Here is a 12141-nt window from a genome sequence, read left to right as displayed (position 1 = left end):
GCGACCTGGCTGACCAGTACGAAGAACTGCAAGCCATGGGCGTAGAAGTGTTCTCTGTGTCGACCGACACGCACTTCGTGCACAAAGCCTGGGCCGACACCACTGAGACCATCGGCAAAATCAAGTTCCCAATGATTGGTGACCCCACCGGTCAAATTACACGCAACTTTGGCGTGATGATTGAAGAAGAAGGTCTGGCCCTGCGCGGTACCTTCGTTCTGGACCCCAACGGCATCATCAAAGTGATGGAAGTGCACGACCTGGGCATTGGCCGCGATGCTTCTGAGCTGAAGCGCAAAATTCAGGCAGCCCAGTACATCGCCAAGAACCCTGGCCAGGCTTGCCCAGCCAAGTGGAAAGAAGGCGACGCAGCGCTGACCCCATCGCTGGACCTGGTTGGAAAGATCTAAGCAACACGCTTATATCCGCAGTACAAGCCGCCCCTCACGAGGGGGCGGTTTTTCAAGAAGAACAATCTGGAGTACCCCATGTTAGAAGCCAATATCAAGCAACAACTCAAGACCTACCTGCAAATGCTGCGCCATCCCATTGAGCTGGTGGCCTCGCTGGACAACAGCGCCAAGGCCCGCGACATGGAAGAACTGGTGCAAGAAATCGCAGAGTGCTCCGACAAAGTGAGCGTGCGTCTGGATGGCGACTACAACCTCCGACCATCGTTTGCGATTGGCAAACAAGGCGAGGAAGGCCGCGTACGTTTTGCCGGCTTGCCCATGGGGCATGAATTTACTTCCCTTCTGCTGGGCCTGCTGCATGTGGGCGGCCACCCCCCAAAAGTGGACGCAGAAGTGATCGAACAAATCAAGGGATTGCAGGCCCCGGCCGGCGGTGCACACTTCGAAACCGTCATTTCGCTGAGCTGCCACAACTGCCCAGACGTGGTGCAGGCCTTTAACACCATTGCAGCGCTAAACCCTGCATTTAGCCACACCATGATTGATGGCGGCATGTTCCAGCCGCTGGTGGAAGAACGCAAGGTGATGGCTGTGCCCACCGTGTTTCAGGGCAGCCGTGATAACGCCAAGCAGGGCAGCAGCACCACGCAATTTGGCAGCGGTCGCATGACCTTGGAAGAAATTGTCGCCAAGCTGGACAGCGGTGCCGCAGAAAAAGAGGCCACCAAGCTGAATGCAAAAGGCGAATTTGACGTGCTGATTGTGGGCGGTGGCCCAGCAGGCGCAGCCGCTGCCATTTATGCAGCGCGCAAAGGCGTAAAAACCGGCATTGTGACCGAGCGTTTTGGTGGCCAGGTGCTGGACACCCTGGGCATTGAAAACTTTATTTCAGTGCAGGAAACCGAAGGGCCCAAGCTGGTTGCGCAAATGGAACAGCACGTCAAACAGTACGATGTGGACATCATGAACCTTCAACGCGCCGCAGGCCTGAAAAGTTTAGACGGTGGCCGCGTGGAAGTGGCCCTTGAAAATGGCGCCAAGCTCACCAGCAAGAGCGTGATTCTGAGCACCGGGGCACGTTGGCGCGAAATGAATGTGCCCGGCGAAGCCGAGTACCGCAACAAGGGTGTGGCCTATTGCCCGCACTGCGATGGCCCTTTGTACAAGGGCAAACGTGTGGCTGTGATTGGCGGTGGCAACAGCGGTGTAGAAGCTGCCATTGACCTGGCCGGCATCGTAAAAGAAGTGACCTTGTTTGAATTTGACACCAAGCTGAAGGCCGACGCCGTGCTGCAAAAAAAGCTGCAAAGCCTGCCCAATGTGAAGGTGATCTTGAATGCCTTAACCACCGAGGTGAACGGCGATGGCAGCAAAGTGACCGGGCTAAGCTACAAAGACCGCGCCACCGAAAAACTGCACCACGTGGAACTGGAAGGCATTTTTGTTCAAATTGGCCTGCTGCCCAACACCGATTGGTTGAAAGGCAGCCTTGAGCTAAGCCGCTACGGCGAAATTGTGGTGGACGCCAAAGGCGAGACCAGCATGCCCGGCGTGTTTGCCGCTGGTGACTGCACCACCGCCCCCTACAAGCAAATCATTATTGCCATGGGCGAAGGGGCCAACGCAGCCTTGGCTGCGTTTGACCACCTCATCCGCCAATGATTTAAAAGTCTAATGAGGCCGACACGGTGAGGGTGCGTGGCGCCCCCACTGTGAGGTAACCGGCCCCCGGAAACCCGCCTGCAGAAGCCCAGTAATCGCGGTTGGTCACATTGTCCAGGCGTGCGCGCAATGTGAGGGCCTGGCTTTGCCCCACTGGCATTACATACCGCACCCCGAGGTCTAGCCTTGTCCATGCAGGCACCTCTTGCTGGTTGTTTGCGTCTGCAAATTGTTTGCTGGTGTAGACCACCCTGCCCTCTGCGCTTAAGCCCTGCAGCTTCTCAAAACGCCAATCCAGGTTTAAGTTGGCTTGGGTGCTTGGGCTTCCAATGGCATCGCGACCTGTGTTGGTTTTGCTATCCAACAGGCTGATGCCACCCAACACCTTCAAACGATCGAATACCAGGCCGTATGCGCTCAGCTCAAGCCCTGTGTTGTCTTGCTGACCCACTTCGCCAAATACACCCCCCTGCACGGCGTATATTGGGCGTTCACTTTGAAACACGCTGGCTGTTGCACCCAGCTGGCCTAGCTCCCACTTCACACCGGCCTCCACCTGCTCGGTCACGTACGGCTTGAATATTTGACCCGCATTGCTCACAGCCGCCCCGCCCGAGGTGGCCGGCGCCACCCCGCCTTGCACAAGCGCCTCAATGTAGTTGGCAAACAAGGACACATCTTGATTGAACTTAAACACCACGCCACCCACCGGGGTCACGCGGCTTTCATCGTAAGCATCCACCAAGGCGCCAGTGCTGCTATTGAAGTTGGTGCCTTGAATGGTTTGGTGACGTGCACCCAAGGTGAGCAGCAAACGCTTATCCATCAAGCCCATGGTATCGGCCACCGCCAGGCTGCGTGTTTCGGTCTCAAAGGTTTTTAGCGGGTTGTTTAAATTCCCCCCGGGGAAAATCACCGTGCCCGGTAAAGGCTGGGCTTGCGGGTCGTAAATGTTGTAGTTGACCGCATTGAAAAAGGTGAAGGCATTGTTCGATTCAAGCTTGAACGTGCTCACCGAAGTATTCACCGTGTGCGCCACTGGCCCGGTTGTAAAATGCACACGGGCGCCGATCTCGGCTGTGCTCACGGAATCTTCACGCACATTGTCAAACCGAAATGCCGATGCATTTCCGTTGGAGTCGTTCACCGTGGGGTTGGCAAAGCGTGCGGCCTCCTCGCTTTCACGCAGGCCAAGAGCTGCCCACGCGGTTAAATGCGGATTAACATCGACCTCGGCCCGCACCGTACCAAACACATCTTCGGCGTTGGAAAAAGTCCAAGGCTGGGCCACGCTTTTAGAGGCATCGGGCGCACGGGGTACGGCCAACCCGCTGGCAATCGTGATGCTGGGCTGGGTGCCCTTTAATTGATGCTTTTGGTAACCCACGTCTGCAGACAAACGCAGCTTTCCAATGCGATGATCCAGGCCGAGGGCAAACATGTCCAGGTTACGCGCCTCACCTTCAACGGCGCTGTCACCTTTGCGTTTGGCCACATTCAACCGCACCCCGGTGTCACCAACCTGGCTACGCCGGGCAAAATCACCGGCCAACAAAGCCTCACCGCCTGTCTGTATGCCTGTGCTCACGCGGTTTAAATCGTGGTTGGGCGCGCGCTTGGGCACGATATTGATGGCACCGCCCAAGCCACTGCCACCCGGTGCCGCACCGTTCAAAAATGCGTTGGCCCCGCGAAACACCTCCACCCGTTCAATAAACTCGCTGGCCAGGTACTGCCTTGGCAACAAGCCATACAAACCGTTGTACGCCATGTCATCGGAATAAATTGGGTAACCACGAACAAGGTACAACTGCTGGAAATTGCCAAAGCCACGCGCCACGCGCACAGCTGGGTCGTTTTGCAACACATCTGCCACACTGGCCGCCTGCTGATCTTCAATCAAGCTGCTGGTGTAAGCCGTGGCAGAGAAAGGCGTGTCTAGGCTGCTTTGGTTGCCCAACACGCCCATGCGTGCGCCGTGGGCCACCTGCCCACCGGGGCGCTGCTCGGGCAAGCCTTGGGCGGATGCATCTGCACTGGCACTCACCCGCACTTCATCAAGGGCGGGAGGCTGCTCGTTGGCCAATGCGTGCAAATGGAACAGCGTGCCCATGCACACTGCGGTGAACTGAAAAGGAAAAGAGGACATGGCAATGCAAACCTTGAAACATCAACAAGGCCTGCATTATAGGCAAATTATTTGTTATTGCAAATTATTATCATTTGCATTTACAAAACCCTCAAACAAAGGGCTCAGTCACGCCGGTGCTGCTCCGGCTGGGCTGGGGTTCAAGGCGGGCTCGGCGCCCTGGCTTGGGTCTTCGCTAAGTTGCGTCATCAACTGGTGCAAAGTGCTCCGCAAGCCGGCAAATTCTGCAGGCGCCATTTTCGTGCGGCACACCACATTGGCTTGCGCCTGCGCAGCGCCCGCCTCCAGCTTGGCGCCTGCCGGCGTCGCGCTGACCAGCACCGTGCGCCGGTCTGAGGGGTCGCGGCTGCGCTGAACCAAACCTGCCTGCTCCAGGCGATCCAGCAATGGCGAAATGGCGCTGGGCGGCAAGCATAGGCGGTCGGCAATGTCGTTTACTGTGCATGTGCCGCCCTGCCAAAGCACAATCATGACCAAGTACTGCGGGTAAGTTAGCCCCAGATCGGCCAACATGGGTCGGTAAGTGCGCACAATGGCGTTGGTGGCTGCGTACAGCGCAAAACACAGCTGATCTTCGAGGGCGAGGCGGTTGGATTGGCTCATGGACTAATGCACCTTGGATGTGCTTACGAACGTTTACTGCTCGATTATTCCATGCAAGGTGTCGTAATGTCTATTCTGTTTTTAAGGTGTAGGCATTTGACCGATGAAGCCAAGGGCTTGATGTGTATGGCTTCTGCTAGCATAAAGGCCCGTGAATTGAACCAACACCCCATGAAACGCACGTTTTACAAGCCTCTATACTTTTTACTATTGTTTACAGTCTGTAAATCCACTTGGGCACAGTCAACCCCTGCGGCCTCCAAGCTGATTGAAGAAGCTGAACTGCGCGCTTGCCTCACCCTGGAGGCGGAAGGCTTACAGCGCTTTCAGGCCTTGGAGGCTCGCGCCAACGAACTGCGTGGCGTTGACCAACTGTTAAAAACCCGGCGTGAGGCTCTGAGCAAAACCCGTGAATCCATGAACACAAAAAAGCCATCAGCCCAACAAGTTGAAAAATTCAACAGCGATGTGGAGCTGTTCAACCAACAAACCGATCAACTCAATGCCGACAAGGCCGCGTTTGAAGCCGATAAATCCACCTATGAGCAATGGCTAGGCAGCACGCTGAAGCCCGCCTGCAAGAGGCTTGAAGGCAAAGAAGTGCTGACCGTAACCGCCTTTTATGCCTGTGGCCACCACCAGCCCAAAGAGCTGCTTGATGTGCCCTATTGCCGGAACCTTGCCAACCTGACAGCACTCAAAGCCTGTGTGAACCAGGCGGGCAGCAAACAGGCTGCAGAAGCGGGGTGCAAACACTTTTAGCGCGCGAGTTGTGCACGCAGGGCCGCGCCAAACGTTCTAAAAATCTCACGTATTACGACCATCCACAGGCAGTTTACTCATGAGCATTTTGTTGGCGGGGCCCATTTTGCGGCGCATGCAACCCAATCGCCTTACGCTGTGGCTTGCCACCACGCAGGCGATTCAATGGCGGCTTTCGCTGATGCCTGCCGGGCATGATGCCCAGGTCCATGAAATTCACACGCAGTGCAACACCCTGCCGGTGGGCGAAAAACTTTTCATCCACCTCATCGACTTGCCGCTTGAAGTGCCCCTGCCCACCGATACCTGGGTGGCCTACGACCTCAGCTATCAAGCGCCCGCGGAACAGGCCTGGATGTCGGTGGCACAGGCCCATCCTCACCTGCTCTACCCCGGTAAAAGCCAGCTTGGGTTTGTCATTAAAAGCAGGTTAAATCTTGTGCTGCACGGCTCTTGCCGCAAACCCCACTTTGGCCGCAAACAAGGCAGCCCCGCCGGTGATGGCCTGGCCCGGGCCGATCAGTACTTGCAAGAGCATTTGAACAGCCCGTCAGCCTGGCCCGCGGCCTTGGTGCTCAGTGGCGACCAAATTTACACCGACGACGTGGCAGGCCCCATGCTGGTGGCCATTCACAGTTTGCTCAAAACCTTGGACCTGCCCGACGAAACCCTGCCCGGCAGCCAGGTGCCGTGTGGCGAAGTCTTGCACAACGACACCCCCTTTTATTACCAGCGCGAACAACTGCTGCCCAAAACCAAAGCCGACCGCGCCATACAAACGGTGCTGTTCAAAGGCGTGCGCAAGCCGGTGTTTACCACCGACAATGCGCGCAACCACTTAATTACCCTGGCCGAAACCTTGGCCATGTATTTGCTGGTGTGGTCCCCCCTGCCCTGGCGCTATGCCAGCACCACCATGCCCAACAGCGTTCCCATACAGTTTGAGGACCGCTACGAGCACCAACTTGCAGCGATTGAACAATTTGTGAGCACCTTGGAGCAAGTGCAGCGCGCCATGGCCCACCTGCCCGTGGCCATGATGTTTGACGATCACGACATCACCGATGACTGGAACCTAAGCGCCGAATGGGAAGACACCGCTTATGGCCACCCTTTTTCAAAGCGCATTGTGGGCAACGCCTTGCTGGCCTATGTGCTGTGCCAGGGCTGGGGCAATGCCCCAGAGCAATTTCCAGCCGACATGCTGATGAGCGCACGCCGCGCCTTGCAGCGCCCCGGCAGCCCGGCGCACGACCAACTCATCGACCGTTTGATTGCAGTTCGCGGTTGGCGTTACACCTGGCCCACGCAGCCGCCTTTGATGGTGGTCGACACACGCACCAACCGCTGGCGCTCAGAGTTCAACCCAGCTCACCCCTCGGGCCTGATGGACTGGGAGTCGTTGAGCGATCTACAACAGCAATTGATTGGGCACCATGCAGTGGTGCTGGTGTCACCAGCGCCCATGTTTGGCGTAAAACTGATTGAGGCCATTCAAAAAGTGTTCACCTGGTTTGGCAAACCTTTGATGGTGGATGCAGAAAACTGGATGGCCCACCGCGGCGCAGCCAGCACCCTGTTGAACCTGTTTCGCCACGGCAAAACCCCCAACAACTTTGTGGTGCTGTCTGGCGACGTGCATTACTCGTTTGTTTATGACGTGGAGTTGCGTGGCCGAGCCAGCAGCCCGAACATTTGGCAAATCACCAGCAGTGGGCTGCGCAACGAATTCCCTGCCGGGCTTCTGAATGTTCTGGATCGCCTAAACCGCTGGCTGTATGCGCCGTGGTCTCCTTTGAACTGGTTCACCAAACGGCGGCGTATGCGCGTGGTGCCCCGCAAACCCAGCGTTGCAGACCGCGGGGAAAGGCTGGTCAACGGCAGCGGAATTGGCCTGCTTGAGCTGGACGAACACGGCGCCCCAACGCGCATGGTGCAGTTGCTCAATGATGGGCAAACCGTTCACTTTGAAACGCGGGCCGAGCAGGAAGCCCACTAGTTGCTTGCCCCAGCAACACTAGGCCGGGTCGCCCGCCTGCACCACCTGCCCGGGCTTCAGCAAGGCGTTGGGGTTGATCACCACACGGTCTGCCGGGCTTAGGCCCTGCACCACTTCCACGCTGGTGGCCATGTTTTTACCCAGGCTAACCTTGCGAAACTGCACGGCATTGTTTTCGTCAAGCACAACCACGGTGGCCCCGCCATCGCGGTAGGTCACCGTGTTGGCGGGCACAGTCACGCTGTTGCCCGCCCCCTGTGAAGGCACGGTGAGGGTGCCAGTCAAACCCGCTGGCAAGCCCAATTTGCTGTTGTCAAACTCATACTCAATGCGCACCGTGCCAGATTCCGCGTTTAGCTCTTGGGCAGACCTTTTGTAGCGCACATCAATAGGCACGCCGGGGCGCTCGGCCAAGGTCAGCTTGGCGGGCCGACTGGTGTCTACACGAAACAACTGGGGTTGCGGCACATCCACTTGCACCCGGATCACTTCAGCATTAATGATGCGAAACAAATGGCGCGTGTCGCCAGGGCCAACTCGATCGCCACGGTCCACTTGCCGGTCGGTGATCACGCCATCAAATGGAGCTTTTACGGTGAGGTAGGCCACTTCGGTTTGTAGCCGCATAACCTCGGCCTGCGCTGCTTTCACATTGGCTTTGGCCACCTCCTCCTGGCCTTGCAGCTCGTCAAGCTGCTGGGCCGACACTGCGCCAGCAGACCGCAAGGGTTGGGCTCGCGCCAGATTGCGGCTGGCCACCATCAGTTCGGCTTCGCGTTGCAGCACGGCCGCGCGGGCCGAGGCCAAAGAAGCTTCAAGCTCGGGGGCGGAAATGGTGGCCAACACCTGCCCGGCCTTGACTTGCGACCCAATGTCCACACGCCGGGCCTGCACAAACCCTGCACTGCGTGCGTACAAACTGGCCTCCTCAGAGGGGGCCATGCGTGCAGAAAACTGCAGCATGCTGTCGGCCTCAAAAGGCTTGGGGCTCACCACATTCACGCGTGGCATGCCATCGGCCGCAGCGCCGGCCTGCAATGCGGCCTGTCGGTTGGCCTGCACCTCGCCGCTGGGCCAATACACCAGCGCCGCCACCCCAAGCCCAGCCAAGGCCAGGCCGGTGGCCAATGTGAGTTTTTTCATGCTTCGTCCTCCACCAAGGGTTTGCCGGGCACTGCACGCCGCAGGGCAAACGCAAAAACAAGGGGCACCACCAACAGGGTGGCCACCGAACCAGTCAATAGCCCGCCGATCACAGCCCGGGCAAGTGGCGCATTTTGTTCAGCCCCTTGCCCCAATGCTGTGGCCATGGGGATCAAGCCCACCACCATGGTGAGCGCGGTCATCAAAATGGGACGAATGCGCTGGCGAACCGTTTGCACAGCAGCATCCCAAGCGCTTGCACCGGCCAGCCACGCATCTCGCGCAAATGAAGTCAACAGCACGCTGTTGGCTGTGGTAATGCCCATGGTCATGATCAGCCCCATGAGCGCGGGCACGCTAATGGGTGTGCCGGTGATGAACAAGGCCGCCACCGCGCCAGACAAGGCCACCGGTAAGCTACTGAGCGCCACAAACGGCAACACCCACGACTGAAAATTGAACACCATGACCAACACAATCAGGGCCAGCGCACCCAACAACCCTGTGGCCAGCTCTGCAAAGGCATCGGTCATGGCTGTGGCCTGCCCTTTGATGTCGATGCGGTTGCCTGGCTTCAAGCGGGGTTCCACCTCGGCCACCGCTTCACGCGCGGCCTGTGACAAGCCCTTGAGGTCTGCACCCGGTGCATTGGCCAATATGCTGTTCACCGGCGCCAGGGTAGAACGGTTGATGGTGGCAGGCACAGTGCGCGGCGTGATGGTGGCCACCGCGCCCAACTGGATGGTGCCGCCCTGGGCAGTGCTCACCGGCACGCGCAATAGGTCTTCCACGCTGTTGACTTGCTGCAAAGGCGCCTGCACTTGCACCACATAAGAAATGCCGGCCCGTGGGTCGGACCAATACGACGGAGACACCGTGCCCCCAGTACCCAACACCCCCAGCAAGGTCTGCAAGGCGTCGTTGGCCGTCACCCCCAATTGCAAGGCGCGGTCGCGATCGATCGAGAACACGTATTCGGGCAGGTTGCTCACCTGCCGCGCCATGAGGTCGGTCACATCCGGGTTGGCCTGCAGGCGTTGTTGAATGTCTTTGGCTATCGCCATATTGCCCGCCACATCGCGACCAATGACCCGGATTTCGGCCGAGGTCGGGGTTAGGCCCGACAGCGTTTGGTTGGTGATGTCTGCAGGCAAAAACAAAAACTGAAACCCAGGGTGGGCTTGGGCCAACGCCTCGCGCAGCCGCGCTTGGTAATCAAAGGTGCTCGCGGTTTTGGGGTTCAACTCGATCAACATTTCGCCATCAAACCCGCCCACAGCAATGGTGTCTACCCAAGCCATGTTGACCGGGTCGGGCTGGCCGATCAATTCGACCACCTGCTTAAGTTCATTGGCCGGCACGGTGTTGCGTATGGTTTGCTGAACCTGTGCAAACTTGTTGGCGGTTTCTTCCACGCGTGTGCCTGCGGGAGCACGCACATAGAGTTTTAACAAACCCGCGTCGGTGCGCGGAAAAAACTGTTGTTGGCTATTGGCCAGCAGCGCCCCCGCCCCAGCCACCAGCAGCACCACAGCCCCAAGCACCCATGGCCATTTGCGTTGCAAGCCTGGCAGTGCATTGGCCAGGCCATTGCCCAAGCGGTCCAGGCCGGCTTCAAGGCGATCAAACCCGCGGTAATGTTGGTCGTGAGCCTTTAAATTAAGAGCCGCCAAAGTGGGCACCACCGTGCGGGAGAAAAAATACGAGGCCGCCAAAGCCGCAATCACCGTGATGGCCAGGGGTTCAAACACATAACCCGCAATGCCCTCCAGCAAAAAGATGGGAGTGAACACGATGCAGGTGGACAATGTGGATACAAATTCCGGAAAAGCCACCTGCCGGGCACCCGCCAGTGCCGCCTGTGGGGCACTTAAACCCAGGCCGATGTTTCGGTTGATGTTTTCAATTTCGACCATGGCGTTGTCGACCAAAATACCTACCGCGAGGGCCAGGCCCGCCAGGCTCATCAGGTTCAGGGTGTGGCCTGTCAGACCAATGGCCACCACCGCCACCAAGAGCGACAATGGAATGGACACCAGCACAATCAGGCTAGACTTCAGCGAGCCCAAAAACAAAAACACCACCAAGCCCACCAAGGCGCCAACAATCAGGATTTCTTTGGCGATCAAGTCCACCGCGCTTTGCACAAACACGGATTGATCAAAAATGGGCGTAACCACTGCGCCAGGCGGCGCTGAGGCTTGAATGTCGGGCAGACGCCGCTTTACTTCCCGAATAATCTCGGTGGTGGAGGAATCCCCAATCTTGATCATGCTGACCAGCACAGCGCTGCTGCCGTCCACCCGCGTCAGGTTGGTTTGCAAGGCCCCACCATCGCGCACATCGGCCACATCCCGAAGCTTGACCACCCGGCCATCGCGTGCGCTGATGGGCAGGTTTTCAAACACCTCCACGCTTTCTGGGGCCGCGTCCACGGTAATTTGCATGTCGCGCTCACCCTCACGGATGCTGCCTGAGGGCAAGGTCTGGTTTTGCTGCTGCACCGCGCGCGCCACATCGGCCGCAGACAAACCAAACGCCGGCAAGGCGTCGGGCTTGAGGTCAATCATGATTTGCCGAATGGCTCCACCATAAGGCAAGGTGAGCCGCATGCCACCGATACTTTGTATTTGGCCACGCAACTGCAAACGCGCATAGTCGGCCAACTGGCTTTGGCTGAGTGTGTCCGAGGACACCACCATGCTCATGATGGGGCGGCTAGACAAGTTGTTGCGCACCACAATCGGTGGGCTGGTGCCCGGGGGCATTCGCCGCAAAATGGTTTGGGACACCGAGGCCACTTGGGACAAGGCCACGTCAATTTCGACATTGGGTTGGAATTCAATGCGCACCAAGCCCACGCCATTGGTGGTTTGGGAGGAAATTTCCTTCACATTGTCAACGTTATTGAGCAGGGCCAGCTCAGAGAAGGATGTGATTTTGCTGGCCATTTCGCGGGCGCTTAACCCCTGGTAGGTCCACACCGCATTAATGACAGGGGTTTTTACTTCGGGAAGAATATCAACCGGCAACTGCCGCAGCGTGGACAAGCCAAATATAAGCACCAAGATGGCCAAAGCCCCCATGGAATAGGGTCTTCGCAATGCGTACTTCACCAACCACATTGTTTGTCCTTTTTACTGCGCAAGCCGATACAACAGGCCCGTTGGAGCGGGCGAGATGCAATTTGTTCAATTTTTTTAACAATCGAGCAAATGCAAACACAGATACGCTCACAGCCAGGCGCAATTTAAGCATACTTGCGCATTGCCTCACCAGTTGATGAAAACCATGACTCGCGCCAGCGTAATGCGCCTGATCCTGCTGTCCATGATTTGGGGCATTTCTTTTGTGTTCTACAGGGTGGCCATTGCCGAAATGCCTGCTCCCTTTTTGGCTGCCATGCGGCT

The 12141-nt window shown here is 57.7% G+C and carries 8 protein-coding genes; 4 read left to right on the top strand and 4 right to left on the bottom strand.

Translation table 11 applies throughout. From position 1 onward, the window contains the following. A partial coding sequence (locus ACEQU8_RS00355; RefSeq protein WP_370260677.1) for a redoxin domain-containing protein occupies nucleotides 1-410 on the top strand: 410 nt, incomplete at its 5' end. A 78-nt stretch (nucleotides 411-488) separates the two neighbouring features. After that, the gene (gene ahpF, locus ACEQU8_RS00350; RefSeq protein WP_370260675.1) at nucleotides 489-2075 is read left to right on the top strand and encodes an alkyl hydroperoxide reductase subunit F; all 1587 of its coding nucleotides are present in this window, start codon (nucleotides 489-491) and stop codon (nucleotides 2073-2075) included. Between the two features lies 1 nt (nucleotide 2076). Here ahpF and ACEQU8_RS00345 read toward each other — a convergent pair whose 3' ends face one another. Both ACEQU8_RS00345 and ACEQU8_RS00340 read right to left on the bottom strand, forming a co-directional pair. Continuing rightward, nucleotides 2077-4224, bottom strand: a complete 2148-nt coding sequence (locus ACEQU8_RS00345; RefSeq protein WP_370260674.1) for a TonB-dependent receptor — start codon at nucleotides 4222-4224, stop codon at nucleotides 2077-2079. Between the two features lie 108 nt (nucleotides 4225-4332). Next, a complete protein-coding gene (locus ACEQU8_RS00340) occupies nucleotides 4333-4827 on the bottom strand; it encodes a MarR family winged helix-turn-helix transcriptional regulator (RefSeq protein ID WP_370260673.1) in 495 nt (164 codons plus the stop codon). Nucleotides 4828-4953: 126 nt separating this feature from the next. Here ACEQU8_RS00340 and ACEQU8_RS00335 point away from each other — a divergent pair, with 126 nt between their 5' ends. Continuing rightward, on the top strand, nucleotides 4954-5589 hold the full coding sequence (locus ACEQU8_RS00335) for a hypothetical protein (RefSeq protein ID WP_370260672.1): 636 nt from the start codon (nucleotides 4954-4956) through the stop codon (nucleotides 5587-5589). 79 nt (nucleotides 5590-5668) lie between these two features. Then, entirely contained in the window at nucleotides 5669-7588 is a 1920-nt protein-coding gene (locus ACEQU8_RS00330; protein ID WP_370260670.1) for an alkaline phosphatase D family protein, read from the top strand. 18 nt (nucleotides 7589-7606) lie between these two features. Here the strand turns inward: ACEQU8_RS00330 and ACEQU8_RS00325 are convergent, their stop codons facing one another. Both ACEQU8_RS00325 and ACEQU8_RS00320 read right to left on the bottom strand, forming a co-directional pair. Next, on the bottom strand, nucleotides 7607-8731 hold the full coding sequence (locus tag ACEQU8_RS00325) for an efflux RND transporter periplasmic adaptor subunit (protein WP_370260669.1): 1125 nt from the start codon (nucleotides 8729-8731) through the stop codon (nucleotides 7607-7609). Further along, nucleotides 8728-11856, bottom strand: coding sequence for an efflux RND transporter permease subunit (locus tag ACEQU8_RS00320; protein WP_370260668.1), 3129 nt, complete (start codon nucleotides 11854-11856; stop codon nucleotides 8728-8730). The genes ACEQU8_RS00325 and ACEQU8_RS00320 overlap by 4 nt, the downstream gene beginning before the upstream one ends. Nucleotides 11857-12141 lie beyond the last annotated feature (285 nt).

The sequence above is a fragment of the Limnobacter sp. genome (genome assembly GCF_964228395.1).
GTDB lineage: Bacteria > Pseudomonadota > Gammaproteobacteria > Burkholderiales > Burkholderiaceae_B > Limnobacter.
This window is presented reverse-complemented; position numbering and strand designations above follow the sequence as displayed.

Bases quoted from the DNA above. Each gene is read 5' to 3' on its own strand.
- ACEQU8_RS00325 (WP_370260669.1), bottom strand. From the start codon at position 8,731: ATGAAAAAACTCACATTGGCCACCGGCCTGGCCTTGGCTGGGCTTGGG.
- ACEQU8_RS00330 (WP_370260670.1), top strand. From the start codon at position 5,669: ATGAGCATTTTGTTGGCGGGGCCCATTTTGCGGCGCATGCAACCCAAT.
- ACEQU8_RS00320 (WP_370260668.1), bottom strand. From the start codon at position 11,856: ATGTGGTTGGTGAAGTACGCATTGCGAAGACCCTATTCCATGGGGGCT.
- ahpF (WP_370260675.1), top strand. From the start codon at position 489: ATGTTAGAAGCCAATATCAAGCAACAACTCAAGACCTACCTGCAAATG.
- ACEQU8_RS00340 (WP_370260673.1), bottom strand. From the start codon at position 4,827: ATGAGCCAATCCAACCGCCTCGCCCTCGAAGATCAGCTGTGTTTTGCG.
- ACEQU8_RS00345 (WP_370260674.1), bottom strand. From the start codon at position 4,224: ATGTCCTCTTTTCCTTTTCAGTTCACCGCAGTGTGCATGGGCACGCTG.
- ACEQU8_RS00335 (WP_370260672.1), top strand. From the start codon at position 4,954: ATGGCTTCTGCTAGCATAAAGGCCCGTGAATTGAACCAACACCCCATG.